Source organism: Streptomyces sp. NPDC058335 (assembly GCF_042723915.1).
Taxonomy (GTDB): domain Bacteria; phylum Actinomycetota; class Actinomycetes; order Streptomycetales; family Streptomycetaceae; genus Streptomyces.
The window spans coordinates 199466-226072 of the sequence record NZ_JBHXHX010000013.1 but is presented as its reverse complement, the minus strand read 5'-3'; the positions used below and the strand labels follow the sequence as shown (position 1 = coordinate 226072).

28 protein-coding genes and 2 pseudogenes are annotated in these 26607 nt (G+C 71.4%); 15 read left to right on the top strand and 15 right to left on the bottom strand.

The annotated features are described in order from the left end of the window. The first annotated feature begins 30 nt into the window (after positions 1–30). Complete coding sequence (locus tag ACFWJX_RS25880) at positions 31–1560, top strand: UDP-N-acetylglucosamine 1-carboxyvinyltransferase (RefSeq protein WP_073493449.1); 1530 nt, start codon at positions 31–33, stop codon at positions 1558–1560. Positions 1561–1703: 143 nt separating this feature from the next. On the opposite strand, the gene ACFWJX_RS25875 is transcribed toward ACFWJX_RS25880, so the two are convergent. After that, the gene (locus ACFWJX_RS25875; protein ID WP_383247622.1) at positions 1704–1979 is read right to left on the bottom strand and encodes a hypothetical protein; all 276 of its coding nucleotides are present in this window, start codon (positions 1977–1979) and stop codon (positions 1704–1706) included. Positions 1980–2229: 250 nt separating this feature from the next. Here ACFWJX_RS25875 and ACFWJX_RS25870 point away from each other — a divergent pair, with 250 nt between their 5' ends. Together ACFWJX_RS25870 and ACFWJX_RS25865 are read left to right on the top strand one after the other, a co-directional pair. Then, entirely contained in the window at positions 2230–3714 is a 1485-nt protein-coding gene (locus tag ACFWJX_RS25870; RefSeq protein WP_383247620.1) for an NUDIX domain-containing protein, read from the top strand. Between the two features lie 412 nt (positions 3715–4126). Continuing rightward, a complete protein-coding gene (locus ACFWJX_RS25865; RefSeq protein ID WP_383247617.1) occupies positions 4127–4354 on the top strand; it encodes a hypothetical protein in 228 nt (75 codons plus the stop codon). 219 nt (positions 4355–4573) lie between these two features. Here ACFWJX_RS25865 and ACFWJX_RS25860 read toward each other — a convergent pair whose 3' ends face one another. The 5 genes from ACFWJX_RS25860 to ACFWJX_RS25840 all read right to left on the bottom strand — a co-directional run bounded on the left by ACFWJX_RS25860 (position 4574) and on the right by ACFWJX_RS25840 (position 7507). After that, a complete protein-coding gene (locus ACFWJX_RS25860) occupies positions 4574–4807 on the bottom strand; it encodes a hypothetical protein (RefSeq protein ID WP_383247614.1) in 234 nt (77 codons plus the stop codon). A gap of 84 nt (positions 4808–4891) precedes the next feature. Continuing rightward, the gene (locus ACFWJX_RS25855; RefSeq protein ID WP_383247611.1) at positions 4892–5404 is read right to left on the bottom strand and encodes a DUF4396 domain-containing protein; all 513 of its coding nucleotides are present in this window, start codon (positions 5402–5404) and stop codon (positions 4892–4894) included. 160 nt (positions 5405–5564) lie between these two features. Beyond that, positions 5565–6191 carry a DUF305 domain-containing protein gene (locus tag ACFWJX_RS25850; RefSeq protein ID WP_383247608.1) on the bottom strand — a complete coding sequence of 209 codons (627 nt, stop codon included), beginning with the start codon at positions 6189–6191 and terminating at the stop codon, positions 5565–5567. 118 nt (positions 6192–6309) lie between these two features. After that, positions 6310–6699, bottom strand: coding sequence for a DUF6153 family protein (locus ACFWJX_RS25845; RefSeq protein ID WP_383247605.1), 390 nt, complete (start codon positions 6697–6699; stop codon positions 6310–6312). Positions 6700–6892: 193 nt separating this feature from the next. After that, the gene (locus ACFWJX_RS25840; protein ID WP_383247602.1) at positions 6893–7507 is read right to left on the bottom strand and encodes a TetR/AcrR family transcriptional regulator; all 615 of its coding nucleotides are present in this window, start codon (positions 7505–7507) and stop codon (positions 6893–6895) included. 104 nt (positions 7508–7611) lie between these two features. Between ACFWJX_RS25840 and ACFWJX_RS25835 the strand changes: the two genes are divergently transcribed. The 4 genes and pseudogenes from ACFWJX_RS25835 to ACFWJX_RS25820 all read left to right on the top strand — a co-directional run bounded on the left by ACFWJX_RS25835 (position 7612) and on the right by ACFWJX_RS25820 (position 11011). Next, positions 7612–9009: an MFS transporter gene (locus ACFWJX_RS25835; RefSeq protein WP_383247599.1), complete on the top strand. Its 1398-nt coding sequence runs from the start codon at positions 7612–7614 to the stop codon at positions 9007–9009. A gap of 99 nt (positions 9010–9108) precedes the next feature. Continuing rightward, positions 9109–9636, top strand: coding sequence for an aspartate carbamoyltransferase (locus ACFWJX_RS25830; protein ID WP_383247597.1), 528 nt, complete (start codon positions 9109–9111; stop codon positions 9634–9636). A 61-nt stretch (positions 9637–9697) separates the two neighbouring features. Beyond that, positions 9698–10108, top strand: a pseudogene (locus ACFWJX_RS25825) (GNAT family N-acetyltransferase); the annotation flags it as partial. A 36-nt stretch (positions 10109–10144) separates the two neighbouring features. Further along, on the top strand, positions 10145–11011 hold the full coding sequence (locus tag ACFWJX_RS25820) for a class I SAM-dependent methyltransferase (protein WP_383247734.1): 867 nt from the start codon (positions 10145–10147) through the stop codon (positions 11009–11011). 93 nt (positions 11012–11104) lie between these two features. Here ACFWJX_RS25820 and ACFWJX_RS25815 read toward each other — a convergent pair whose 3' ends face one another. Both ACFWJX_RS25815 and ACFWJX_RS25810 read right to left on the bottom strand, forming a co-directional pair. Then, positions 11105–11359, bottom strand: a complete 255-nt coding sequence (locus ACFWJX_RS25815; RefSeq protein ID WP_383247594.1) for a hypothetical protein — start codon at positions 11357–11359, stop codon at positions 11105–11107. 459 nt (positions 11360–11818) lie between these two features. Then, entirely contained in the window at positions 11819–12421 is a 603-nt protein-coding gene (locus ACFWJX_RS25810; protein WP_383247591.1) for a hypothetical protein, read from the bottom strand. Between the two features lie 249 nt (positions 12422–12670). On the opposite strand from ACFWJX_RS25810, the gene ACFWJX_RS25805 reads away from it, so the two are divergent. The 4 genes from ACFWJX_RS25805 to ACFWJX_RS25790 all read left to right on the top strand — a co-directional run bounded on the left by ACFWJX_RS25805 (position 12671) and on the right by ACFWJX_RS25790 (position 16947). After that, positions 12671–15256, top strand: a complete 2586-nt coding sequence (locus ACFWJX_RS25805) for a tetratricopeptide repeat protein (RefSeq protein ID WP_383247588.1) — start codon at positions 12671–12673, stop codon at positions 15254–15256. After that, entirely contained in the window at positions 15253–15633 is a 381-nt protein-coding gene (locus tag ACFWJX_RS25800; protein ID WP_383247585.1) for a hypothetical protein, read from the top strand. Before ACFWJX_RS25805 ends, ACFWJX_RS25800 begins: the two co-directional genes overlap by 4 nt. Further along, positions 15630–16298: a hypothetical protein gene (locus ACFWJX_RS25795; RefSeq protein WP_383247582.1), complete on the top strand. Its 669-nt coding sequence runs from the start codon at positions 15630–15632 to the stop codon at positions 16296–16298. The genes ACFWJX_RS25800 and ACFWJX_RS25795 overlap by 4 nt, the downstream gene beginning before the upstream one ends. Before the next feature lie 64 nt (positions 16299–16362). Continuing rightward, entirely contained in the window at positions 16363–16947 is a 585-nt protein-coding gene (locus ACFWJX_RS25790; RefSeq protein WP_383247579.1) for a hypothetical protein, read from the top strand. 190 nt (positions 16948–17137) lie between these two features. Here the strand turns inward: ACFWJX_RS25790 and ACFWJX_RS25785 are convergent, their stop codons facing one another. Next, on the bottom strand, positions 17138–17665 hold the full coding sequence (locus tag ACFWJX_RS25785) for a hypothetical protein (RefSeq protein ID WP_383247576.1): 528 nt from the start codon (positions 17663–17665) through the stop codon (positions 17138–17140). A gap of 247 nt (positions 17666–17912) precedes the next feature. Here ACFWJX_RS25785 and ACFWJX_RS25780 point away from each other — a divergent pair, with 247 nt between their 5' ends. Continuing rightward, complete coding sequence (locus ACFWJX_RS25780) at positions 17913–18971, top strand: PucR family transcriptional regulator (protein ID WP_383247573.1); 1059 nt, start codon at positions 17913–17915, stop codon at positions 18969–18971. Positions 18972–19036: 65 nt separating this feature from the next. Here ACFWJX_RS25780 and ACFWJX_RS25775 read toward each other — a convergent pair. The 5 genes and pseudogenes from ACFWJX_RS25775 to ACFWJX_RS25755 form a co-directional block, all read right to left on the bottom strand. Continuing rightward, positions 19037–19276: pseudogene (locus ACFWJX_RS25775) on the bottom strand (hypothetical protein); the annotation flags it as partial. Between the two features lie 124 nt (positions 19277–19400). Continuing rightward, entirely contained in the window at positions 19401–21635 is a 2235-nt protein-coding gene (secD, locus tag ACFWJX_RS25770) for a protein translocase subunit SecD (RefSeq protein ID WP_383247570.1), read from the bottom strand. A gap of 60 nt (positions 21636–21695) precedes the next feature. Further along, on the bottom strand, positions 21696–22067 hold the full coding sequence (locus ACFWJX_RS25765) for a hypothetical protein (RefSeq protein ID WP_383247567.1): 372 nt from the start codon (positions 22065–22067) through the stop codon (positions 21696–21698). A gap of 48 nt (positions 22068–22115) precedes the next feature. Continuing rightward, on the bottom strand, positions 22116–22781 hold the full coding sequence (locus tag ACFWJX_RS25760; protein WP_383247564.1) for a response regulator: 666 nt from the start codon (positions 22779–22781) through the stop codon (positions 22116–22118). Next, entirely contained in the window at positions 22778–23731 is a 954-nt protein-coding gene (locus tag ACFWJX_RS25755; RefSeq protein WP_383247731.1) for a HAMP domain-containing sensor histidine kinase, read from the bottom strand. Before ACFWJX_RS25755 ends, ACFWJX_RS25760 begins: the two co-directional genes overlap by 4 nt. Positions 23732–24063: 332 nt before the next feature. Between ACFWJX_RS25755 and ACFWJX_RS25750 the strand changes: the two genes are divergently transcribed. From ACFWJX_RS25750 to ACFWJX_RS25740, 3 genes are read left to right on the top strand one after another with little or no spacing between them, the layout of a single operon-like run. Beyond that, the gene (locus tag ACFWJX_RS25750; protein WP_383247561.1) at positions 24064–24393 is read left to right on the top strand and encodes a TraR/DksA family transcriptional regulator; all 330 of its coding nucleotides are present in this window, start codon (positions 24064–24066) and stop codon (positions 24391–24393) included. A 48-nt stretch (positions 24394–24441) separates the two neighbouring features. Continuing rightward, entirely contained in the window at positions 24442–24813 is a 372-nt protein-coding gene (locus tag ACFWJX_RS25745) for a TraR/DksA family transcriptional regulator (RefSeq protein WP_383247558.1), read from the top strand. Then, on the top strand, positions 24810–25613 hold the full coding sequence (locus ACFWJX_RS25740) for a hypothetical protein (protein WP_383247555.1): 804 nt from the start codon (positions 24810–24812) through the stop codon (positions 25611–25613). The genes ACFWJX_RS25745 and ACFWJX_RS25740 overlap by 4 nt, the downstream gene beginning before the upstream one ends. An 11-nt stretch (positions 25614–25624) precedes the next feature. Here ACFWJX_RS25740 and ACFWJX_RS25735 read toward each other — a convergent pair whose 3' ends face one another. Continuing rightward, the gene (locus ACFWJX_RS25735) at positions 25625–26590 is read right to left on the bottom strand and encodes a DMT family transporter (RefSeq protein WP_383247552.1); all 966 of its coding nucleotides are present in this window, start codon (positions 26588–26590) and stop codon (positions 25625–25627) included. Positions 26591–26607 lie beyond the last annotated feature (17 nt).

Below are 26607 nucleotides of genomic sequence, written 5' to 3'. Positions count from 1 at the left end.
CGATCTCATATCTGAGATAACCTCAACCTCATGGCAGACGACTACCTCGTACGCATCGGCAGGCTCATCCGTGACGCCCGGCAGCACAGGGGCTGGACACAGGCGCAGCTGGCCGAGGCGCTCGGAACAAGCCAGAGCGCCGTCAACCGCATCGAGCGCGGCAACCAAAACATCAGCCTTGAGATGATCGCTCGAATCGGTGAAGCCCTGGACAGTGAGATCGTCTCACTGGGCTACGCGGGGCCGATGCATCTGCGCGTCGTGGGCGGCCGACGGCTGTCCGGCGCCATCGACGTGAAGACGAGCAAGAACGCGTGCGTGGCCCTGCTGTGCGCCTCGCTGCTCAACCGGGGGCGCACGGTGCTGCGCCGGGTCGCCCGCATCGAGGAGGTCTACCGCCTCCTGGAGGTGCTCAGCTCGATCGGCGTCCGGGCACGCTGGATCAACGAGGGTGTCGACCTGGAGATCGTGCCGCCGGCCGAGCTGGACATGGCGGCGATCGACGCCGAGGCCGCCGTACGCACCCGCTCGATCATCATGTTCTTCGGCCCGCTGCTGCACCGCATGGACCAGTTCAAGCTTCCGTACGCCGGCGGCTGTGACCTCGGGACGCGGACCATCGAGCCGCACATGATCGCGCTGCGCCGGTTCGGGCTGGACATCGCGGCGACGGAGGGGCAGTACCACGCCGTCGTCGACCGCGCCGTCCGCCCGGACCGCCCGATCGTGCTGACCGAGCGCGGGGACACCGTCACGGAGAACGCGCTGCTGGCCGCCGCCCGGCACGACGGGGTAACCGTTATCCGCAACGCCTCCTCCAACTACATGGTCCAGGACCTCTGCTTCTTCCTGGAGGCGCTCGGCGTCAAGGTCGAGGGCATCGGCACGACGACGCTCACCGTGCACGGCGTGCCGGACATCGACGTCGACGTGGACTACTCCCCCTCCGAGGACCCGGTCGAGGCGATGAGCCTGCTGGCCGCCGCCGTCGTCACGGAGTCGGAGCTGACGGTGCGCCGGGTGCCGATCGAGTTCCTGGAGATCGAGCTGGCCGTGCTGGAGGAGATGGGGCTCGATCACGACCGTACGCCGGAGTACGTCGCCGACAACGGCCGTACGCGCCTGGTGGACCTCACCGTCCGGCCCTCGAAGCTGGAGGCGCCGATCGACAAGATCCACCCGATGCCGTTCCCCGGCCTGAACATCGACAACGTGCCCTTCTTCGCGGCCATCGCGGCCGTGGCCCAGGGCAAGACCCTCATCCACGACTGGGTCTACGACAACCGAGCGATCTACCTGACCGACCTCAACCGCCTCGGCGGCCGGCTCCAGCTCCTCGACCCGCACCGGGTCCTGGTGGAGGGCCCGACCCGCTGGCGCGCCGCCGAGATGATGTGCCCGCCGGCCCTGCGGCCCGCGGTGGTCGTCCTGCTGGCGATGATGGCGGCGGAGGGCACGTCCGTGCTGCGCAACGTCTATGTCATCAACCGCGGTTACGAGGACCTGGCCGAGCGCCTCAACTCGATCGGGGCGCAGATCGAGATCTTCCGGGACATTTGATGTGCGGATGCCGCCGTACCCCGTCTGACCTGCTGTTTAGCGGGCCAGGGAGTGGTACGGCGGCATCTCTGGGACTTCTCTGGCACTTCGAGCCTGCGTCGGGCTACGAGCCACGCTCCCCCGGCTCTGCCGTCGGGCCGTAGCTACGCGAAGATCGCGTCGATGGCGGCACTGCCTCGTGCGCCGGCACGGGGCAGGAAGTGGGAGTACTTCCGCAGCGTGAACCCTGGGTCGGAGTGCCCCAGCCAGCGGGCCAGAAAGACAACCGATTCGCCAGCCTCCAGTTCCTCGGAGGCGTAGAAGTGGCGCAAGGCGTGAAATCCGTGTTCCCGGGACGGCTCCCACACGCGAGCACCGTGGGTGCTGCCCTCGTCCAGCGGGGCGGTCACGCCCGCCGTGGCCAGAGCGGGCCTCCACACACCGGCCACCCGTTCGCCCGTCTGCTCACCCCCCCTGCCCAGGCAGCCGCCCTGCTGGGCTGGGGTCCGCCCGGCGCCCGGCAAGTCCAGCTTGCGGCGGACACAGCACGGGAGCGGTGGGGCCCGCCCACCGCTCGTACGGCCGCCGTCGAGGAGATCCCCGCGGTGGGGATGCGGCTGAGCTGACCCGTATATCCGCTCCGCCTCGACTCGTCCCGCTCCACACCCCACGCCCTACTGAGGTAGCCCCATGCCGTTGTCGCACGACCGCATCCGCACCACCGTCGACGCCTACCTCGCTCGTCACCCTCACGAGCGCGAGCAGCTCGGCGCCCTCCTGGATGTCCTCGACCGGACCCGCGACGACATCGCCAGCCGCTCCACCTTCACCGGACACGTCACCTGCGGCGCGATCGTCGTCGACCCGCTCGGCCGCGTCCTGCACGCGCTGCACCTGGCGAGCGGGAAGGTTCTCGCCCCCGGCGGACACGCCGAGCCCTCTGATGAGTCCCTGGCAGCAGCGGCGCTGCGAGAGCTGCACGAGGAGACCGGGATCCCGCCCCAGGCCGTCACTCCGTGGCCCGGCTACGAGACTGTGCCGTTCGACATCGACATCCACGACATCGACGCCCACCCGGGCAAAGGCGAACCCGGCCACCAGCACTTCGACCTCCGGTTCCTCTTCCGCCTGGACACCGAGAACGAGGCGCCAGTGATGCTGCAGGAAGAAGAGGTCGGCGGCATCGAGTGGCGTCCCGTGGACCGTGTGACCTCCCCCTCCCTGCGCGAGAAGCTGCTCAAGCTCCCGCCGGCAGCCGAACCGGAGACAGCCAACGCCTCCGCCCTGATCTGCAACGACCGCGGCGAGTACCTGCTCCACCTGCGCGATTACTTCCCCGGCAAGATCTGGGAGCCGGGCATGTGGTCACTGCTGGGCGGCGGCCGAGAGCCCCAGGACGCCACCCTGGAACACACCGTGCGGCGCGAACTGGCAGAGGAAGCCGGCCTCGACCTCGGCGACCTGACCCCGTTCGGCACCGAGTACGCCTCCAACGACGCCGGCGCGACCGTGCCCATCGCCATCTACGCCGGCCGCTGGAACGGGGACCCCCGCGAACTCCGCCTGACGGAGGGGGTGATGCTGGCCTGGTTCACCCCCGAAGACCTCCACCGCCTCCGTATCGCGGACACCACCAGCGACCTCGTACGGCGCCACGCCGCCAGCCACCCCGCCGGCACCGCGCCACAGAGTGGTCTCGCACTGCAGGAGGAGCGCCGAGCTTCGCCGCATGGCACGGTCCTCAACGTCATCGGCGTCCACCTCTACCTGGAACGGTCCGACGGGACGGTGCTGCTCGGGCTGCGCCACCCGAACTCCGCGTTCGCGCCGTCGACCTGGCATGTCCTGGCTGGCCACTGCGAGCAAGAGAACGCCGTCACCTGCTTGATCAGGGAGGCACGGGAGGAAGCCGGCCTGCACATCGAGCGCCAGGACGTCGAACTCGTCCACGTCATCCACCACATCGACAAGGCCGGGGACCGGCCCCGCATGGGCCTGTTCTTCCGCGCCCGCGCCTGGAGCGGCGAGCCGGAACTGCGCGAGCCGGACAAGTGCACCCAGTGGAAATTCTGGGACCCCGCCGCGCTCCCCGACGGCCTCGTCCCCTACACCCGCCAGGCCATCACAAAGATCCAGAACGGGGACCTGTACAGCGAGACGGGCTGGCCCGCATGACCGGCACACCGAGCGGCGCACACCGTCGTGTGTCCACTGCAACCGCGGTCGGCCGTGAGGACACCCGCCTCGTGGTGATCCGCGGCAACTCGGCATCAGGCAAATCGAGTGTGGCCCAGGGTCTGCGGGATCACTACGGTCGCGGTATCGCGATCGTGGGCCAGGACGTGATCCGCAGGAACATGCTCAGGGAAACACGACACTGCGCGCGGCGCCAACAGCGCCCTGCTGGGCAGAACCGCACGCGAAGCACTGAACGCCGGCTTTCATGTGGTGCTCGAAGGGATTCTGTACACCGATCGCTACGGTCACCTGATCACGTCTCTGGTACGGGACCACCGCGGCGTCTCCTGCTGCTACTACCTGGACGTGCCGCTGGAGACGACATTTGTCCGGCACGCGTCGAAGCCGGATGTCGCGTACCTGGCCCAGGTCACCGACAGCCGACAGCCACCTCGCCTCCTGGTACCGCGAGCTGGATCGGCTGCCCGGCGGTCTGGAGACCGTGATCCCGGCCGACAGCACGCTGCAGGACACCGCCGCGCGCATCCTGCGCGAGACCGACCTGACGTCTGCCTCGTCCATCCCGCCACCGCAGTGCAAGCCGTCACGGGGAGAAGCGATGAACCCTCTGGTGTAGATGTCCGATCCGCGGGTCGCCGCGATCCCGGTGCGCGAGTGCGGGGAGCCGCTCGTCGACGTGCGTGACCACAGCTTCCGCGTCGATCCCCGCAAGCAAGATCCGCTGGACGCGTTCGCCCACATCCGCGAGGGCGTCCTCGCCCGGCTGGAGCACGCCCGCTCGCTCCTGCCCGCCGGCACCGACCTGCTGTTCATCGAGGGTTACCGGCCACTGGCCCTACAGCGGCGCTACTTCACCGAGTACCGGGACGAGCTGGCCGCCGCTCACCCTGGCTGGACAGCTGAGCAGCTGCACCAGGCCGCCAGCCGGTACGTGTCGCCGGAGATCGCGCCCCACTCCGCGGGCGCGGCCGTGGACGTCACCCTCGTCGACCAGGACGGCCACGAACTCGACCTCGGCGCCCACGCCAACGCCTCCCCCGAACAGAGCGACGGCGCCTGCTTCACTCACGCCCCGAACCTCAGCGATCGCGCGGCCACCACCGCACGCTGCTGCTCAACGCCATGGAGGACGCAGGTTTTACGGGGTGGGAGGTCAGTGGTAGGCGTGGACGACGGCGTGGCCCTTGCCGCGGCCGATCATCCATTTGTTGACCGGGGTCGTGATCACGAACGCGACGGCGAAGCCGCCGAGCAGCGCGGTCCAGAACAGGGCGTCGGACAGGTGGGCGTCCATGGCGCCGCTGAGGGCGATGACGCCGTTGTCTACGAGTTCCATGATCGCGATGGAGACGGTGTCCGCGGCCAGCGCCACCTTGACGGCGCTCTTGAAGTCCAGGCCCACCCTGCGGAGGGCGAACAGGGTGAAGGAGTAGCCGAAGACGAACGCCAGGGTGATCGCCAGGACCATGGTCGGCACGTTGCCCCACAGCAGGGCGGTGCCGATGACCATGCCGAGGATCTCGCCGATCGCGCATCCGGTCAGGCAGTGCAGCGTCGCCTTCGCCGCCGTTCCCCAGGAAGCACCCCCATGCCCGTCCTGACCACTGGCCGCCTGGTGTGCGGTGTGGTCGTGAGTAGTGCCGCTGTGGTGTGCGGTGTGGTCCATGACCGTCATCCCCATTCCCGTCCAGAGTGGCTCGATCCCGTGTCCCACAACACAAACGATATACCCCTGGGGGGTATTCCGCGAGGGGTGAGCGGTGGAGCGGGACAAGCAGTGGGGGCGTGCACACCGCGCCAGCCCGACACGCCCCACTGCCCAATGGTCAGCTCTTGCCGAGGAGGTCGTTCATCTGGGTGATCTCGGTGGTCTGCGAGGTGATGATGGCGTCGGCCATCTTCTTGGCGCCGGGGAAGGCGCCTTCGGCCTTCTCCGTCTTGGCCATCGCCACCGCGCCTTCGTGATGCTTGATCATCAACTCCATGAAGGCGGTGTCGAACGCCGAGCCGGACGCCTTCTCCAGCTGGTCCATCTCCTCGGCCGTCATCATCCCGCCCGCGCCATGAGCGGAGTGGTACATGGCGCCCTCTGCCGGCACTTCCTCGCCCCAGGAGGTCAGCCACCCGGACAGGGCCTTGATCTCCGGGTCCTGGGCCTTCTTGATCTGTTCGGCGAGCTTCTTCACCTCGGCCGACTCGGCACGAGACGGGGCGAGGTCGGCCATCTCCACTGCCTGACGGTGGTGGGGGATCATCCCCTGGGCGAAGGCGGTGTCGGCGGCGTTGTGCTGGCCCTGCGAGGCGGAGGCCGATGCGGACGCCGAGGTCGCGGTGTGGCCGTTGTGCCCGGCCGTGCTGTCGCCGCTGCCGCCGCACGCGGCCAGGACGAGAGCGGCCGTGCCGGCGACGGCCACGGCGGCGCCGCGGCGGATCAGGGAACGCTTGCGGATCATGGTGGTGCAACTCCTTGACGCGCGCCCGTCTCGGGGCACGCGGAATCAGCGGATGAGAGCAGGCAGAAGACGGCACCCGCCCCGGACGGGGCATGTTGGGGGTGCCGTACGGGCCGCTCTATATCCGCAGGAGTTGCAGTTCGGAGAGGTCAGGCGGCGCCCGGCCCTGCACGGCCGACGCCGGCTCGGTGATCGGAACACCGGCAGTGGCCAAGGCGTCGGGCAGGGCGCCGGCCAGCGCGGGCGGCGCGTATGCGGAGCCGATACCGGCCGCCGCGCACGTTCCGTCGGCGTGTGCGAGGTGCCCGGAGCCGCCGTCGGTGTGCGAGCATGCCGCGCTGGCCTGCTCCGCGGCAGGAGCATGGGCCATGGTCATGGCGTGTTCGGGTGTCGGCGCGCCGCTGGGAGCCAGTGCGTGCATGCCGAGGATCCCGGCCAGCACGGTCAGCACCAGCAGCGCGAACAGCGGCCCAGCGGGGCGGCGGCTCGATCGGGTGCTGCTGGTCATGCCCGCCATCGTACGGATACACCCGCAAGTGCGTGAGGTTGAGGGACCCGCGCGCACGCCTGGCTTGCTGGCGGACACGGACTCATCGCCATGACATCCCACATGCCGAGCAGGCCCAATTCGCCCGTGTCGCCCCGCCTCGGCCACCTGGCGGCCCCTCCCGTGGCTAGCTCTTCGTCGTGGGCTGTCGGTGTTACGCCGCGCCTCCGGTTTCGGGTACCGGCTTGCCTGGTGGCGTGAAGGCGGCGAGCACCGTGGCGGTGATGTGGTGGGCGGCGCGGTCGGAGGTGAGACGGCCGGCGCGGATCTCCTCCGCGGCGCTGTGCATGATCGTGTGCAGGACATTGACCAGCCACGCGATCGGCAGGTCTGTGCGGAAGACGTCCTCGGCGCGGCCTCGGGCGACCAGTGTCTCGACCCGGGCGGCGGGCCCGGCATGCAGTTCGCGGATGCGTCCGGCGGAGAGTTCCTTCTGGGCGGCGACGAGCAGTGCTCGCGCCTGGTCCACCAGATGCCAGCCGGCCTCGACGTAACGCGCGAGGGCAAGCAGCGGGTCACCGGTCAGATCGACCGCGTCCAGTGCCTCGTTGCCCCGGTCGATGGCGCGGCTCATCGCCGCGTCGACGACCTCTGCCCGGGAGGTGAAGTGCGCATACAGCGTCACCCGGCCCACACCCGCGACGCGCGCGATCTCGCTCATGCTCGCCTCCGGGTTACGTCCGAGGCATTCAGCGGCGGCCTGCACGATCGCGTCGATGCTGCGCAGAGCGTCGGCGCGCTTGGTGGCCGTGGAGTTCTTGCTGCCCATGCACCCACACTACCCCAGCAAGTCGTACAGACCTGTTTGGCTTACACCCCCGGGACGTATAACGTGAACACCCTTGTACGACTTAACGAGGAGGGGTGAGGGTCATGAGCGACACGGAAACCACCACCACACACGCACCGGATGCACCGCATCCGCTGCGCTGGACGGCCCTGGGACTGCTCGGGCTGGCCCAGCTGATGCTGATCCTCGACATCACCGTGGTCGCGATCGCACTGCCCCACATGGGCGCCGAACTGGACCTCGGCCGCGCCGCACTGACCTGGGTGGTCAGCGGCTACGCGCTCACGTTCGGGAGTCTGATGCTGCTCGGCGGCCGGGCGGCCGATCTGTTCGGCGCCAAGCGGGTCGTCCTGGCCGGGCTTGCCGTGTTCACCGCCGCGTCGCTGGCCGCCGGACTGGCCACCGGCGCCCTGCTGCTGCTCGGTGCACGGATAGCCCAGGGGGTGGGCGCCGCGATGCTCTCGCCCGCCGCCCTGTCTGTGGTGGTGCGGCTGTTCGACGGCGACGAGCGCAACCGCGCGCTGGGCATCTGGTCGGCGCTCGGCGGCGGAGGCGCCGCCCTCGGTGTACTGCTGGGCGGGCTGATCACGGCAGGTCCGGGCTGGGCCTGGGTCTTCTTCGTCAACGTCCCCGTTGGCCTGGTCGTCCTCGTCTCGCTCGCCCGGATCCTGCCGAGTCTGCCCCGCGCGGCCACCGGTTCCCTCGATGTGCCCGGGGCCGCCCTCGTCGCCGCGGCGACCGGCGCCCTCATCTACGCCCTGATCCGGGCCGGCGACCACGGCTGGCTCGACGCTGTCACCGTCGTTCCGGTCGCCTTCTCGGCAGCTGCCTACGCCGCCTTCGCAGCGTGGCAGCGCCGGGCGACGGCACCTCTGATGGACCTCCGTCTGCTCGGCCGGCGCCAGGTGGTGGCGGGCACCTTCGTAATCGCTGTCACCACGGCGCTGATGGTGGGGGCCTTCTTCCTCGGCTCGTTCTACCTCCAGAACCATCAGGGCCACGGCGCCCTGACGACCGGCGTGCTGTTCCTGCCGGTGGCGCTGGTGACGATGGCCGCCGCTACCGCCGCCGGCCGCGTGATCGGCCGCCTGGGAGCACGGCTGCTGGCCGCGGTCGCCCTGGCCGTCGCAGCCGCCGGCTTTCTCGTGCCGGTGCTCTGCTCCGGAACCGCCGCCACGGTCACCGGTGTGAGCCTCGCCGCGGCGGGACTGGGCGCGCTGTTCGTCGTCGCCGCGGCCACCGCGCTCAGCAGCGTCGCCCCCCACGAGGCCGGCGTGGCCTCCGGGATCGTCAGCACCTTCCACGAATTCGGCGCCTCGGTCGGCGCCGCGGCCGTCTCCAGCGCCGCGGCCGCGAGCATTGCCGTCCCCACCGGCGCGAGCGCCGCCTCCGGCTTCGATGACGCGTTCCTCGTGGCCACGGGTGTGGCCGCGCTGTCCGCCGTCATCGCCCTGTGGCTGATTCCGTCCAAGAACGAGTAAGCCCGTGCCACCCACCAGGCGTCGGCCACGCGATGGAAGCGACCCACCCGAAACGAGCGGGCGTAGCGCACGCCTCGAACTGCGCAACGGAGGCACTGGATGAACGACAGCAAGCGCCGACTCTGGACGGCCGGCATCGCCGCAGGGAGTGTCGGCGCGGCACTGGCCGCAGTCCTGCTGATCGGGAACCCGCAGGAGAAGAGTGACGACGGGCGAACCGACAGGCAGGAAACGGTGGCCGAACGCGGTCAGACCGTGATGCCCTTCGACCTCGAACAGACCACCCACCACTTCACACCCACCAAGACGGGCGGGGTCCAGGACGTCGTCGCCGACCAGCCCGACGACACGAAGCAGATCGGCCTCATACGCACCCACCTCCAAGAGGAGGCCACAGCGTTCGGCCGGGGCGACTTCGGCGACCCCGCCCAGATCCACGGCGACCGCATGCCGGGCCTGGCGGAACTGGAACACGGTTACGAGCGCATCGAAGTGCGCTACCGGGAACGACCCGACGGGGCCACCCTCACCTACACCACGGCCGAGCCGGTCCTCGTCGACGCGCTGCACGACTGGTTCGAAGCGCAGCTCAGCGACCACGGCGACCACGCCGAAACAGGACACTGACCAGCGAGCCGAGCACCGGAGCGGGTCGTTACCGCGCACATCGCACGATCGGAAGTGGAGCTTGAACGACCCGTACGAGTTGACCGTGGGGGTGCCCTCCGTCGAGGTGTTCCGCCGTCTGCGCACCGATGCCGGCCTCTCGGACAAGGCCCCCGAAGCGGTGGCGCTCGCCCTCCCCCACACATGGCACGGGGTGGTCCTTCAGCACGAGGGGGAGCCCGTCGGCATGGGGCGGGTCATCGGTGACGGCGGTACCGCGTTCCAGATCGTCGACATGTGCGTACACCCCGCTCACCAAGGACGCGGACTGGGCAGGCGCATCATGGCCGCGCTCACCGCCGAGCTGGAGCGCCGGGCGCCCGCCACCGCATACGTCTCCCTGATCGCGGACGGCCCCGCCCGCTTCCTCTACGAGAAGTTCGGCTTCGCCGACACCGCCACGCACGACTCGACCGGCATGTACCGCGTCATGGACCCACAATCCACCGTTTCCCACAGGAGGCCCCCCGTGCCGGACGTTGTCAACACCGAGCAGGCACAGGCATGGAACGGCCCAGAAGGCTCCCACTGGGCCCGGAACCAGGACCGCTGGAACGCCGTGAACGAGGGCTTCAACGAGCCACTGCTCGATGCCGCCGGGATCGCCGGGGACCACCGGGTCCTCGACCTTGGTTGTGGCTCCGGGCAGACCACGCACCTCGCCGCGCTCAGAGTGCCCCGAGGGCACGCGCTTGGCCTCGACCTTTCCGGCCCGATGCTGACCGAGGCGCGGGCCCGCGCGGAGCGGGAAGGCATCACGAACGCCTCCTTCGTGCAAGGCGACACCCAGGTGTACCCCTTCGAGGAGGGCTCGTTCGACGCTGCGGTCAGCCGCTATGGGGTGATGTTCTTCGCCGACCCGGCAGCAGCCTTCGCTAACGTTGGCCGGGCACTGCGGCCCGGCGGGCACCTGGCGTTCGTCTGCCCGGCCGATGCCACACTCAACGGCTGGGTTGCGGCGATGGCGTCACTGCGCGAGTTCCTGCCCGTCGGCGACTTCGGACGGCCGGGGCTGCCCGGCATGTTCTCCCTAGCTGCCCCGGACCGCATCCGCGAAGTGCTCGCCGCGGCCGGATTCACGAGCATCAGCATCAACCAGGCGCAGGCGTACGGGACATGGGGACACGGAGCCGAGGACGCGGCGGCGTTCCTGCTTGGCACCGGCCCCGGCCGTCACCTGATGGACCAGGCCGACGCGGCCACGCGATCCCGCGCCCGCCGCACCCTGACGGACCATCTGCGCGCCCAGGAGATGGCGGACGGCACAGTCCGGCTGCTCAGCACGTCGTGGCTGGTCACGGCGGACCGCCCGACCGACCCATCGGACAGGCCCTAGTCAGCCTTCCAGGGGTGGAGCACTGCCGGCACAGGACCCCGGAATCACGACGGCCCGGTCTCTGAATACAAGTGTGTCCGGCTAATGCCGCGGCTACTGGACGGCCCAGGGCTCCGGTTCGACATCGGAGCCGCAGTCGCGCCGCCAGCCCATCCTCGGCACGGTGGACATCAGGACGGTCCGCGCGCTGCTCATCCCGGTGTCGCAGTCGATCTCCTGGCCCTTGCAGTCCTTCTCCGGCCAGAGCGCTTCTGGGATCCCAGGCTGCGCTTCACCGGTGGTGTCTACGATCCACGCGATGACGGGTATGGGCCATACGGCCTGAGGAGCGTCTTTCTCCTGCGCCAAGCACCACTCCTGCACCCCCCCTGGCCCGGCACGACACCAGCCTGTTGGCTGCAGCTTTGGAGCCCGACGAAGCCCTCGATGGAGCCTGCGTCCCGCAGCGGTTCGTTGTGCCCGACGTGGGGCTCACCTGAGGGACCCCACGACTGCACTATGCGGTCCGCCATGCGACCGGTCTCCTGCCGGTACGTCGCCTTGTAGCCGGTCGGATGATCCGGTTGGTCACCGTTCCCCTCCCTCGCTCACGCCCCCGCATCCACCCGAGTGCGACGAGGAGCATCATGTCCACGCTCGGACGACCGTTATCCCTGTACGCCAGAATTGGGCCGTACGACGAGCCGTCCCGCCCCTGCTCACGAGGCGCTGGCGCCGGACCGGATGCCGTCAGCGTCCCGGCCGTCCCGCGCGACTTCGGCCACGAGGGCGGGCTCCCGCAGGCAGACGCCTACAGACGCTTCCGTGTCATCCTGCAAACCGCTGACCAAAAGAGAGCACCCTCACCAAGATCCTGCAGGGCGGCCTCGGCGACAACAGGGAAGCCAACAAGAAGCTGCTCCCCGCCGCCGATTCCAGATGGATCCGGATGACTCGGTCAAGGTCTTGGAGGGTGTCGCCCATCTGGTGACTCAGCTGTCGAGTGATCAGCGAAGCGAATTCATCGACCTCCTCGGTTCGATGGCTGCGAAGGAGGCCGATCTTTCGCGCCGCGCGTTCCTGGAGGGCTTCCCTGAAGGGTTCGGACTTGTTGAGGACGGCTCCTGAAAGCGCGCAGAGGCGGAGTGCCGATGGCGGGCGGACCCTCACCTCGGCCACGGCGACATGCGCGCTCGCTCTGTACGGCCGGTGATGACGGCCACCTCGGTGACCGGTTTCCGCGAGGAACTCGCCGACCGGCTCCAGGAGTGCCTCACCGGGCGCGGGATCACCGACCTGGAACGTGCTGCGGTGGTCGGCGGACACCCGGTGGACCTGCTGTTCACCGCGGCCGGAGAGAACACGGCGGTGCTGATCGACTCCGGCCCGCCGCCCGGTGGTGACCCGGCGCGGCACCCACGGCTGACGCACGCGCGCAGCGACCTGCCGTCCGGGCTGCCGTCCGGGAGCTACGGGGCGGAGGCGTGCCCGGTGGGCCGGACCGTCCGGGTTCCGGCGTGGCGGATCCTGGGCCGGCGAGGAGACGCTGGCGGTGCTGTTCGACTGAGGGCGAAATCGAGCATTCCCGACCGGAATTTGTCAGAAAAAGTGTCCTCTGTCCTGGGAGTGGCGAGGGTGATCGCGGCTGGATATCTTCGGCCTTCGGGGAGAGGGGCACCGATGGGGGATTCCTACACCGCGGACATCGCCGGCCATCCGGCATGCGAGGTGCTCCTGGCCGCCTGGCACAGCGCGGACCCCGGGCAGAGGCAGGCGCTGGTACGGGGCATCGATGTGCCCCCGCCGATCGCCTTACGCAGCCGCTACCGCATGCTGCTGGACCCCGAAGCCCCCTCAGGCCCGTGGAACCCGGACCTGACGCCCGAAGCCTGGGCGCGGCAGTTACGTTTGGAGACCGAAGGCGACAACGCGCTGCGTGCGGGTTCGCTCTCCGTGGCGCTGACCGCGTACCAGGCCCTCCTCGAGGAGGAGACCGGAAGCGACCCGCGACTGCCCACCGTGCACGCCCACATCGGGCTCGGGACGATGGCCAGGGACCGGAACGACATCGAAGCCGCCACCGAGCACTTCGAGACGGCCACGGCGGTCGCCGGCGACTCGATGTACCGCTTCGGTCGTATGCAGGCGCTGGTTCACTGGGCCTACATGACGCTGTGGCACCACTCCGCGGAACTCGCCCTGGACCAGTTCCGGGAGGCGGCGGAGATCGCCGACGCCCTCGACGACCCGGTGTTCCAGGGCAACGCGCTGCTGGGCGCCGCGGAGTGCGCGGAGCGACTCGGCGAGCTGGACCGCATGGAACAGCACGGCAGGCAAGCCTTCGCCACGTTCTCGGCGGTCCGGTCGACCCAGGGCCGGGCGAACGCCGCCCAACGGCTGGGCGGCTGGCTGCACCGCCGCGGAAGGCACTCCGAGGCCTGGGAGTGGCTCGACCTCGCGTTGGCCGCCCTCCAGGAGGAGGGCAATCCGAACGGTCTGGTCAACGTGCACTCGTTGCGCGGCGATCTCTACCTGGACGACCGCCAGTTCGACGACGCCGAGGACGAGTACAACAAGGCGCGGGAACTCGCCGTCTCCGCGGAACTGCCGCGTGCGCAGGCGCACGCCGCGCAGGATCTGGCGAGGACGGCACGAGGTCGGGGGAACTGGGCCGAGGCGGTGGAGTTGTTCACCGAGTCCCTGGAGCGGTACCGGGGGATCGGGGATCTGCTGGGCATGTCCCAGGCCATGGGCAAGCTGGCGGAGGCACAGGAAGAGTGCGGCTCTGTGGAAGACGCGCTGCGGACCTGGCGCGAGGCCGTCGTGGAGGTCGAGTCCTACCGCGCCGACCACCAGGAGGAACGCTTCCAGCAGGAGTACCGGCGACGCTTCCGGGACATGTACGGGGAATCGCTGGCGGCGGCGGAGAGGCACGAATCACCCGAGACCTTCGCCGTGGTGGCCGACTTCCTGGCCGGCCGCAGACTGGCGGGCCTGTTGGAGGCGAGCAGCACCGCCATGGCCGGCGACGCACTGGACCAGCTCCATGAACTGCTGGCCAGGGCCGACCACGGACTGCTGGCGCACCGCCGGATCGCCCGCTCCGACGACGATCGCTTCGGCGACGACCGCCGGGAGAACCGGATACGCCGCCTGGGCGCGTTCGAACTCCGGCAGGGAGCCGAACACCCGGCCGGCAAGTCGCTGGACGACCTCCTGTCGGCCGTGTACCTGCCCCCGGCCGACGAGGGCGGCCCGCTCCTGGAGGCACTGCCTGACGGATGCCATGCGCTGCAGATCCTCCTCGACCCGGTGGACGAGGACCTGGTGCGCTGGTCGTGGAGCGCCCCGGGGGAACGCCCGGCCATGGGCAGCTTCCGGCTGGCACCGGCCGCGACGGACCTGTTGTCCGTGCTCAGGTCCGATGAGCTGGACGCTGAACGCCAGGCGCTGACGGCCGATGATCTGCGACCGCTGTCCACGCTGCTCCCACCGTCTCTGGTCGCGACGCTCGTGTCATCGGGACCGCACGACCTGCTGCTCATCCCGGCGGGTGAGCTGTGGCGGGTGCCGTGGGGTGCGCTCCCCCTCGAAGGCGGGCTTCTCCTGGGCGAGGTCGCGCGGTTCGTGGTCTGCCCCTCGCTCACGATCCAGCGGCAATTGGCCGCACGGCACCCCGGCACGCCGCACAGGGGCTCGCCTCTGGATGTCGATGTGTGGCGCAGCCCGCTCGTGAAGTGTCATCCGCTCAATCTGTTCCAGGACCGCCGATGGAACCCCCGTCGGCTGTCCTCCGCGGCCGAGGCCCGCGGCGCGATCTGTGACGGACGAGAACTCATGGTGCTGACCGGGCACGGCAGGCCGCGCGCCGAGACGGGCCACTATCTCGAACTCGACCAGGACGCATGGCTCCTGCCCGGCGACCTGCTCGGCCGACGCCCGCCCCGGCGACTCGCCCTCATAGCCTGCTGGGGCAGCGCCTACCCGGGCCGTGCGCCCAGCGACCCGATCAGCGTCGCCACGCTCGCGCTGGCCGGAGGCTCCGACGAAGTGCTGGCCACCGTGGGGGAACTGGGCGACTCCGTGTCGGCTACCCGTTACGTGGAGATGGTGCTGGACGCCCTGCCGGAGAACACCATGGCGGCGGCCGTGCACCAGGCCACCCGTCGGTTCCTCGCTCGACGGGAGCACCGCTCGCTCCCCATGCACCACTGGGCCCCTCTCATTCCCATCGGCACGCACCGGCCCCCCGGAGGTCAGCAGTGACGCCCCGCGCCCACCAGGATGTGGAGTACGAGCTCGACGAACCACTGGCATACCGGTGGACGAACGCCGCCTATGACATGTGCAGCGCGGACGACCCGGAGTTGACAGCGGTCGTGGAGGACTACGGCACGGTGACCCGGGTGGTCGTCAGCGGTGCCTGCCCGCGTTGTCTGGGGGACATCTTCCGCGAGGAGATCCTGACGGCCGCCGGCGAGGCAGGCGTGCTCGGTGACGACACGGCCGGCACCCCGGACCCGTACACGCGCATCAACGTGACGTGCAACTGCGAGTCGGCGCACAAGAACCGGCCCGCGGAGGTGCCGACGGGGTGCGGCATCACGTTCGCGCTCGAAGTGCTCCGGAACTCCACCGCATGACTCCCCAGGCGCGATTCCGCAAGCCGTCCTCCCCGCCGAGCGAGCGCGAACTCGCGGAGGACGCGGCCTGGCACGAGTACGCGGAGGAGTCGCTCGACCGGGCTCGGGCCAGTGCGGAGCAGTGGCGCACCGGCCTGGGGTTGCTGGTCACCGTCATGGCCGCCGGGCTCATGCTGGGCGGGCCCGGCAGGATGGCCGACCTGAGCCCCTTCTGGCGCGGTGTCGTGACGGCCGTGCTGGGATTCGGTTTCGCTGTGGCGCTCTACGGTCTGTGGGCCGCGTCGCGTGCTGCCGCGGTGGGTGGTTCAGGGCCCGTCGACCGGGACCGGCTGCGTAGCCGTTACGGGACCCTGGCCCGGTACAAGGCCGCTGCGGCGGCGAAGATCTGGTCCGACATCCGCAGGGCCAGGATCGCGCTGCTGGTCGCCCTGCCCGTGATCGTCGCCATGACGCTGACGTCCTGGTGGCTCCACCGCGACACCCCGACCGGGAATCAGGACTCGCGGCCCCGGGTCGTCGTGGTCACGCCCGGATCCGTCCTCTGCGGCGAACTGACCGCCGGGTCGCGGACCTTGACCGTCCTCACGGACGATTCCGCCACCCCTCGGCGGGTGTCGGCCGCCGAAGTCGTGTCCCTGACGGTCGTCGACTCCTGCCCGCCGTGAGCACACGCCGCCCGGCGTGGCTGGTGACCGTGACACCTCGAAACCGGGAGAGAAGGGAAGCGCCGTGAGCAGACCGAGCAGAGTCGCCTACGAACAGAGCGAGCTGGACTGGAACCGGCTGCGGCGCTATGCGCAGAAGGTGGCCCGGGAGACCCGGGCGCCGCGCGGAACCCGCCAGGTCGTCGAACGGTCGGAGCGCGTCCGCCAGGTCAGGAGTGGGCCCTTCGGCCTGTTCACGCGGCAGGAAACCTACACCGTCGACGTGCCACGAACCGAGACCGACGAATTCTGGGTACTGCAGACCCGGTCCTGGCACAAGAAGGAGCGCGGACAGGGGAATCAGGCGGACGAGGATCTGACTGAGTTGTACGACTACTGCCTCACCGTGAAGGGCGGCCTGACGGTCAGGGTGACCTCGGAGACGGATGCGTTCTTCAAAGGAGCGCTGACGTTCTCGGACAGGACGACGTCCGAGCGACCGATGACCGCCGACGATGTGATGCTCTTCGACTTCGAACCCGAAAGGTACTACCGGGAGAAGGGAAGGTTCACGATCGAGACCAACCGCGACCCCGACCGCAGACAGCTCAAGCACCACGCGAAGGGTGTCGGGCTCTCCCTCGCCCTGAAGCAACTGCACCAGAGGTGAGCACACCGACCCAGGCGGGGTACGACCGCGGCGGCGCGGTCCGCTGCCTCGGTGAGCCATGGCAGTCATGACATACGTCCTCGAGGCGTAAGGGAGTTGAACAGGAGCAGGAGAGAGGTCGCAGGGGGGAACCCGGCGGCGGCGTGACTCGGACTGCGTGGGTCAGGTGGAGTGGCTCAGACGCCGTGGCTCAGACGGCGTGGCTTCGCTGCCGAGGCGCGGCGTCACGCGGCCGCGGCCCGCCCCGATGGTGATCGCCGGCAACGCGTAGCCCGGAGCCGTCGCGCGCGCGAGCCCCCCTCGGCACGGGCAGCGCGGGCGACACGGGCGGCACCGACGCGGGCGGCACGGGTTCGTCCGGGAAGAGGCGGTGCAGCGGCCGTACGAGCACGCGGGTCGTGGCCCAGGCGGCCAGGACGGCTCCCCCGGCCACGACCGGGCGCAGCAGCAGCCCGGTGACCGGTCCCGGCGGCACGAACACAGCCACCGCGACCGTCGCGCCGACGCCCAGGGACCAGGCGAGCACCGTCAGCACGGAGAAGGCGACCGTCACGGGCACCCCGGCCATGTGCCACGCCCGCAGGTCCACGTCCGTGTCGAAACTGCCGACGGCGGCGACGCCCACGGCGGCCAGGAGCCAGAAGCAGGCGACCACGACGAGAGCTGCCGTGAGCAGGATCGTGGGCAGGCCCGTGGCCGCTGCCAGAAACGTGCGCATCTCCCGGTCCCCCTCTCCGTCCGCGGCGTGGATCACCGGATGCTCCGCCGGGCACGGCCGTACGGGCTCCGATGCCGGACCCCTGCCGGTGCCCGGCATCGGAATCACCCGCCGTGCTCCCCATGAGCCATGGTGCACCGCGACGCCTGGTGGGCGCATTGCCGGTTCCCGGCAGTGTTGATTAGGGTCTCCATGCCGGTGGCCGTCAGGAAAGCGTCAACGGCACGCCAAAAAACCGGGGGACGACGTGACGGAGCGGGCGGTGCCCGAGCAGTATCTGGCCGGTTACTCCGAGATCCTGGCCGAGGTGTCGGCCACCGGGCGTCGCCTCACCCGGGACGAGCTGGCTTCCCGCCGTGCCCTGGGCGAGTTGGCCGCCGAGGCGGGCCACGGGCTGCGCGCCCTCGTCAGCGCGCATCTGACCGCCGCCCGCACTGCCTGGCCGAGGACGCCCGGCTCCGCCGAGGACGCGCTCGCCGCCGTGCACCAGGCGGTCGACGCCTTCGCCGAAGGCTACGAACGCGCCCAACTCCTCGCCGTGCGCCAGGAAGAGGCCGCCCGCCGGGAGTTCATCGACGACCTTCTCTACGGCCGCAGCGACCTCGGCCGCCTCGCCGAACGCGCCGAACGCTTCGGCCTGCGTCTCTCCCACGCGCACGCCGTTGCGGTCGCGCAGGGTCCCGCCGCCTACGACGAGGGCGCACCGGTGCCCCGGCAGGTGGAGCGGGCGCTGATCTCCCGGTTCGACGACCGCAGCGTCCTGCTCACCACCAAGGACGGCCGGCTGCTGTGCATCGCCCCCGGCAACCAGGACGAGGTCCTCACCTACTTCGCCAAGCAGGCGCACGCCGCGACCGACGGCGGCCGGGTCGCCATCGGCCGCCCCCAGCCGGGCCCCGGCGGCGTCGTCCAGTCCTACGAGGAGGCACTCAACGCCCTCGAACTGGCCGAGCGCCTCGGGCTCGAGGAGCCGGTGCTGCGCGCCGCCGACCTCCTCGTCTACCCCGTCCTCACCCGCGACCGGCAGGCCATGGCCGACCTCGTCGTCGTGACACTGGGACCGCTCACCACGGCCCGTGGCGGCCCCCAGCCCCTGCTCGACACCCTCACCGCGTACTTCGACTCCGGCTGCGTCGCCGCCGAGGCCGCACGCCGCCTCACCCTCAGCGTCCGCGCGCTGACCTACCGTCTGGAACGCATCCACAAACTCACCGGCGCCAACCCGGCCGATCCGGCGCACCGTTACATGCTCCAGACGGCCGTGATCGGAGCCCGGCTGCTGGACTGGCCGGCCCAAGAGATCTGACCCGGCCGCCGCACCCCCGGGCCAGGACGGGGGTGCGGGGGCCTGATGAGACGTCAGAGTGCCTGTCAGGGCGTCTGCTTCATGGCGTCGACGACCGCTCGTTCGATGACGGCGCTGGTGGAGGTGACCGTGCCGGGCTTGATCAGCGCCTCCTCGCCGGTCCTCTTCTCCACCTGGACCGTGCGCTCGCCGAGGAAGACGTACGTCTTCCTGTCGAAGATCCACTCCTCTCGCTGCCCGCTGGTCTCGTCCAGCCGGGCCACCGCGACGCCGGGGCGGCCGACCGCGTCCACGGCGTCCTGGACGAACAGCTCCGCGAAGGCGGTCGGATCCCCGGCCCGTACCCGGGTACACATGTGAGTGCTCACCTCCATGAGCTGTCCGGCACCGCCCACCGCCTTCCCGTGACCTGCGTCACCACCACGGTCGTCATCGGCGGCGTTCATGGAGGACGACGGCCAGGGGCGTCGCCGTGAACATGGAGGAGTACGTTCCCACCGCGAGGCCGATGAGCAGGGCCAGGGCGAAGTCGGTCAGGGAGTCGCCGCCGAACCCGGCCAGCGCGGTGAGGATGAGCGCGGCGCCCGTCCCGGTGTTGACCGTGCGGGGCAGGGTCTGCCGCAGCGCCCGGTCGGCGCTGTTGCGGAAAAGGGTTCCGCGCTCCTTGCCCGCGTGTCGGGTCAGTTCCCTGAGGCGGTCGAAGACGACCACGGAGTCGTTGACGGAGTAGCCGATGACGGTCAGGAGCGCGGCCAGGAAGACGCCGTCGACGGGTTTGCCGAGCCAGGCGAAGACCCCGACGAGGATCACGACGTCGTGGGCGAGGGCGGCGACGGCGGCGGTGCCGAGCAGCAGGCGGAACCGGGCCGCGAGGTAGACGAGTTGGGCGCAGAGGGCGACGGCGAGGGCGATCAGCGCGCCCCGGCGCAGTTCCCTGCCGAGGCTGGGGCCGATGGTCTCGTCGCGGAGTTTGTCCGCGCGGCTGGTGAGATCGCCGACGGCCGCGCCGACGGCGTTCGCCTGCGCGTTGGTCAACTGGCCCGTCCGGACGGTGAGCCGGTTCTCGCCGGAGGTCTGTACGACGGCGTGGGGGAAGCCGGCGTCGGCGAGGGCGGCGCGGGCCCGGTCGGGGTCGACGGGGGTGGCGGTGGCGTACTCGACCTGACGGCCGCCGGTGAACTCGATGCCGAAGTCGAGGCCGCGCAGGGCGATGCCGGCTCCGGCGAGGACGAGTGCGGCGGCGGAGGCGGCCAGCCATCGGCGGGGGTGCCGCATCAGTTGCGGGTTCCTGCGCGCGAGCCGGTCGCGGACGGCGCCGGTGTGCGCGATGCCCGTGAGACGGGGCCGGCGCCGCAGGCCGGGGCGGGCGACGGCGAGGTCGGCGAGCACGCGGGTGATGACCAGGGCGCTGACCATGGAGGCGAGGACGCCGATGCCGAGGGTGACACCGAAGCCGCGGACGGGTCCGGAGGCGAGCAGGAACAGCAGTCCGGCGGCGATGAGGGTGGTGATGTTGGAGTCGGCGATCGCGCTGAGGGCGTTGCGGAATCCGGCGGCCAGGGCCGAGCGCGGGGTGGGCCGGTGGTGGGCCGCGTACTCCTCCCGGGCGCGCTCGAACACGAGCACGTTGGCGTCCACCGCCATGCCGATGGCCAGGACGAACCCGGCGAGTCCGGGCAGGGTGAGGGTGGCGCCGAGGGCGGCCAGGGCGGCGTAGGAGATCAGGCCGTAGCAGGCCAGGGCGACGGCGGCGAGGGCACCGAGGAGCCGGTAGACGACGATGACGAACAGGGCGGTCAGCGTGCTGCCGACGGCGGCGGCCCAGGCGCTGGCCGTGATGGCCTGCGCGCCCAGGGTGGGGCCGACGGTGCGCTGTTCGACGGTCTCCACCGGTACGGGGAGGGCGCCGCCGTTGACGAGCAGGGCGAGTTCGCGGGCCTCGCCGTCGTCGAAGGCGCCGTTGATCTGCGTGGAGCCGCCGCTGATGCCCGCACCGCACCTGACCGAGGGGTCGACCTGGGGCGAGGAGATGATCCTGTCGTCCAGGACGATGGCCACCCTGCGGGCCGGGTCGCCCGCCGGCCGGCAGGCCGCCTCACCGGTCAGGCCGGCCCAGCGGTCGCGGCCGGTGTCCTGGAAGTCGACGGTGACGTGCCAGCCCGCGCCGCTCTGCGGGTCGAACCGGGCGGCGGCCTCCTCGACGTCCTTGCCGGTCAGCGCGGCCGCGTCCAGGCGCAGGGGCTGTCCGGACTCGTCACGCAGGACGTGCGGGCGGGACCGGTCGGGCAGCGGTCCGGCCGTGGTGTCGGTGGCGGTGCCGAGGACGTGGTGGAAGCTGAGCCGAGCCGTGCGGCCCAGCACCTCCGCCGCTTCCGCCGGGTCCTGCACGCCGGGCAGTTCGACGACGATCCGGTCGCTGCCGGAGCGGACGATGGTGGGTTCGGCGACACCGAGCGCGTCGACGCGGCCGCGCAGCACCTCCACGGTGCGGTCGACGGTGTCTCCGCCGGCGTCGTCGGCGGCGGTGGGGCGGGTCTCGAGCACGATCTGGGTGCCGCCGCGCAGATCGAGCCCGAGGTGGACGGGCACGGTCACGGCGACGTACAGGGACAGGGCGACGACGGCGAGGGCGAGCAGCCCTCGGATGCGCTGGGCGCGGGTCAAGCGGGCCTCCGGCAGGCATGCCGCGTCCGGGCGGGACCGCGGCGAAGGAAAAAGGGGACGTCAGATGCCTGGAGGAGGCGGCGGAGCGCGCAGCGGGTGACCGTCCGCCGGTCGCGGGCGGACGGAGGGATGTACGGCCGTCGGCGGGGCCGGGATTCCCGGCGGCGCGGGATCGGCCGAGTGCCGGGGGACGAGTGCGGCGGCGGGCGGTGCGGGGAGGTCGCCGTGGACGCGGACCGCGGCCGTGCGGACCGCGGGCGGCGCGTCGTCGGCGACGGGGGCGCCGCTCGCCTGCACGGAGACGGTGTCCGGGGCGTGGGAGGTGTCGTAGGCGGCCGGGGCGAGGAGGTTGGCGAGGACGACGAGGAGGGCGACGAGCAGAGCCGCTGCAGTCGCCCTGGGACGGGGGACGGGGCGCGCCGTGCGTGTCATGTGCCGTCCCCCTCTCCCGCGTTCCGTCGTGGTTTCCGTGCCGGCGGTTCAGGGTTCGATGAGACCGGCGCGGATGGCGTACCGGGTGAGTTCCAGCCGGTCGCGCATGCCGAGTTTGTGCAGGAGGTTCGCACGGTGCCGGTGGACGGTCTTGATGCTGATGAAGAGCGTATCCGCGATCTCCTTCGAGGAGTTGCCCTCCGCGACGAGTTTGAGGACTTCCTCCTCGCGCGCGGTCAGCAGCCGGTCCGGGGGTTCCTCGCCGTGGCGGACGCGGTCGAGGTAGTTGCGTACGAGGGCGGTGACCGCGCCGGGGTAGAGGAAGGGTTCGTCGCGCACGGCGGCCCGGCAGGCGGCGACCAGGTCGCGGTCGGCCACGGACTTGAGCACGTATCCGCCGGCCCCGGCCTTCAACGCCTGGAAGAAGTACTGCTCGTTGTCGTGCATCGTCAGCATCAGGATGCGCAGTCCCGGTTTCAGCGCGACGAGTTCACGGGCCGCCTGGAGGCCGGTCATCCGGGGCATGGCGATGTCCAGCACGGCCAGGTCGATGTCGTGGGCCCGAGCCAGGGCGATGGCCTCGGCGCCGTCCCCGGCCTCGGCGACGACCTCGAGGTCGGGTTCCCGGTCGAGGATGAGCCGCACCCCGCGTCGTACCAGCGCGTGGTCGTCGGCGAGGAGGATACGGATCGCGGACGGGTCGGTCGGGGTCATGGCACCTTCTTCCGGGCGGGCACGGTCAGCCGGACCTGTGTACCGGTCAGCGGCTCGGAGACGATGTCCAGGGTGGCCCCCACGAGCAGCGCCCGTTCACGCATCCCCCGGATGCCCGCGCCCTCGTGCCCGATGCCGGTTCCGCTGCCGTCGTCGGCCACGGCCAGCACCAGCGCGCCGTCCGTGTGCCGCAGGCTGACCTCGACCCGGCCGGCCCCGGCATGGCGGGCCGCGTTGGTCAGGCTCTCCTGGGCGACCCGGTACAGCACCAGCTCCGTCTGCGGGTCAAGGGCCGGCAGGTCCGCGTCGAAACGGCGCAGGACGCGCAGCCCGGCGTGGGTGGTGAACTCGGTGGTGAGCGAGGTCAGGGCGCTGACCAGGCCGAGGTCGTCGAGTACGCCCGGCCGCAGCCGGCGTACCAGGCGGCGTACTTCGTCCAGGCTGCCGCGGGTGATCTCCTGGGCCTGCTGGAGTTCCCCGCGCAGGGGCTCGTCCGCCTCGTCCGCCGCCCGCTTCAGCGACAGCAGGATCGCGGTCATGGTCTGCCCGACCTCGTCGTGCAGCTCCTGCGCGATGCGGCGGCGTTCGGCCTCCTGCGCCAGCAGGACGCGTCCGCTGCTCGCCGCCCGCTCGTTCTCCAGCCGGTCGAGCATGGCGTTGAAGGTGCGGATGAGGTCGGCGACCTCGCGCAGGCCGTGCGCGGGCAGCCGCTGGCCGGGGCGCAGCAGGTCGACCGTGGTCATCAGGCGGGTGAGCCGGTCGAGCGGGGTCAGCGCGAGCCGCAGGAGGGCCGCGTTGGCGACCAGCATGACCAGCAGGCCGCCCACCAGGATCACCGCCTCGGTGAGCAGGACCGGTACGGAGACGGTCACCGGAGCCCACAGCAGCAGCGCGGTGGCCGTGCCCAGCACCACCGCGTTCAGCCCGAAGATCCGCCAGAACAGGGACACCGGGAATCGCGCCTTTCGTCGTGACACGGTGCGTACACCTCGTACACCGTTCCTCTCGTCGCCGGGGCCGGTCGCCGCCCCCGCGCGCGTGAGCCGCGGGACGCGGACCGACCGGCCCCCCAGACAGCCTGCGGGCTGTCCGGCGCCACGTCGATGGGCTCTGATGCCCATTTCCTGCCGTGCGCCCCGCCTGGGCGGCGGGCCCGATGGGCACCGGGTGGCGCGCGAGATGGGTACTGCGCCCGATAGGCGTGGCGCGGCACATCGGCGACGGTGGAGACACAGCGGCCGCGACCGGCCGGCCGCTCCCCCACCGGAGGAGGAGGACCGCCATGTCGTCGCTCGACACGCCCCCGACCGAAGGCCGTCCCGAGCGTCTGACGGCGCACGAGGCCCGGCAGCGTCTGGAGCACGAGCGCAACGCCCGGCTGACCCAGCTGCGGGCCATCGACGAGGCCGGGCGGGACGGGGCGGACCAGGTGATGTCCGGGCAGAAGGACGCCGTCCAGCGCGTGCTCGCCGAGATCGAGGCGGCCTTCGCGCGTGTCGGGGACGGCAGTTACGGCACCTGCCTGGGCTGCTCGCGGCCCGTCCCCGCCGAACGCCTGGAGATCCTGCCCTACACGCGGTTCTGCGTCGTCTGCCAGCGCCACTGTGCCTGACGTCCGGCACTTCCTTGTCCTGTCACGTTCTGACCGAGGGGTGAAGTCGTGAACCACCGGACCGTCGTCGAACGGACCCCGGCCCTGTCCGCGGAGGACCTCGCCGCGCTGCGCGAGAACCTGCGCGAGCAACTGCTGTTCCGCCGGGAGCAGATCCAGCAGCTCACGGCCGCTGCCCCGGCCCGTGGGGACGCGCTGCGCGAGCGGCGGGCATCCTCGCAGGTGGAGGTCGGGATCCAGCTCGCCGCCTCCGCCCGTATGGTCCTCGCCGACGTGGAGGCGGCGCTGCGCCGCATGGACGAGGGCCGCTACGGCACCTGCGGCCTGTGCCGGCGGCCCATCGCCCGCGAGTTGCTGGAGATCGTGCCGCAGGCCCGTCACTGTGCCCGTTGCCGCCAGGTCCGGGAGGCGGACCGGTGATCCCCGCGCCCCGTCGCGGCTCCGGCCGGCACCGGCCGTGGCCGCTGTGCCGGCAGTGCTACGGCCTCGCCCTCGACCTGGGCGGCGCCCGTACCCGCGCCTGGACCTCCGACCGGGGCACGATCCTCGACGTCCCCACGGTGACCGGCTCGGGGAACGGGGAACCGGTCCCGGAGCCGGGAGCCGCCGACACCGCCGGTACGGCACGGATGCTGGACCGGCTGTTCGGCGACCGCCGGCCGGCCGCCGGCCGCCCGCTGGTCATCGTGACCGCGCCCGTCCTGGACGGCGTCGCCCACCGGGGCCGGGCCCGAGCCGCCGTCGAGGTCCTGCGGCCGCGCACCGTGCTCACCGTCCCCACCGCACGTGCCGTCGCCGTGGCGGCGCGGGCCGACCTGTCCCGGCCGCTCCTGGTCGTGGACCTCGGCGCCCGTCGCACGGAGGTCGTCCTGCTCGCCGACGGTGCGGTGATCGACGCCCGCGGCACCGCCCTGGGCACGGATGACGTCGACGGCACCGGCCGACCGGGCGCCCTCCTCGTCGACGCCGTCACCGCCATGGTGACCGCGATGCTGGAGCAGGACCGCACGCCGCGGACGCTGGACGCCCTCCGGCGTGGTGCCCTGCTCGCCGGCGGGGGCGCCCTGCGGCCCGAGATCCCCTACCGGTTGACCGGCAGGCTGCACACTCCGGTCCGCCCGGTGCCCGCCCCGCACACCGCGGCCGTGCGGGGCGCCGCGGAACTCCTGCGGGCCGCGCACACCCACCCCTCGGCCACCGGCACGGTGGGGGCGGGCTGACGGCCCCCCGGCTACCGGCCCTCGGCGACCGCCCCCTTCACGGGGACGGCGAGGAGGACGAGCCCCACCCCGAGGACGGCCAGCCCGCACCAGGAGACGTACGGCAGGCGCTCGCCGAGGACGGTGACGCCCAGGACGGCCGCGACGGCGGGCTCGGCCAGGGTCAGTGACGTGGCCGCCGACGCGGACGTACGGCGCAGTCCGTGCCCGAAGAGGCGGTAGGAGAGGTAGACGGTGAACAGGGCGAGATAGCCGGCCACGGCCGCGCCCCTGACGGTGCCGAGCCAGGTCACGTCGACGAACGGCGCGAGCGGCAGGACGAGCAGCCCGGCCGCGCCGAACAGCGCGCCCATCACCGCGCCGGACTCGTGCCCGTGGGTGATGAGCCGGCCGCCGATCGACGCGTAGACGGCGTACGAGAGTCCGGCGAAGGCCGCGAGCAGGACGCCCGTGAGGTCCACCGGTGTGCCGGCTCCGGTGAGCCGGGGGCCCAGCACGAGGAGGGTGCAGCCGAGGACGGCGGCCGAGGTGGCGCCGGTCCAGCGTGCGGTCGGCCGGGCCCGGCCGGTGAGCCAGGACAGGAGTCCGGTGAAGACGGGTGCGCTGCCCAGGGCGATCACGGTGGCCACGGCCACGCCGGTGCGGGCCACGGCCGGGTAGAAGGTGACCGGGTATCCGGCGACGGCGAGGGCGCCGAGGACGAGCAGCCACCGCTCGGAGCGGGTGCAGCGGGCCGGCAGCGAGCGGGCGCCGCGGGAGGTGAGGAGGAACAGGATGCCGCCGAGGGCGAGACCTGCGCAGCCGATGGCCGCGGCGGGCGCGCCGGCCGGGGCGAAGGAGGCGGTGGTCCCGGTGGTGCCCCACAGCAGGCACGCGGTGAGTATCGGGGCGGGACCGCCGAGGAGCGGGTGGTGGGGGCGCGGGGCCGCCGGGGCGGCCGGGCGCGGGGAGGTCAGGCGTGAAGTGCTGTTCGGCACAGTCGTGGTCTTCCGTC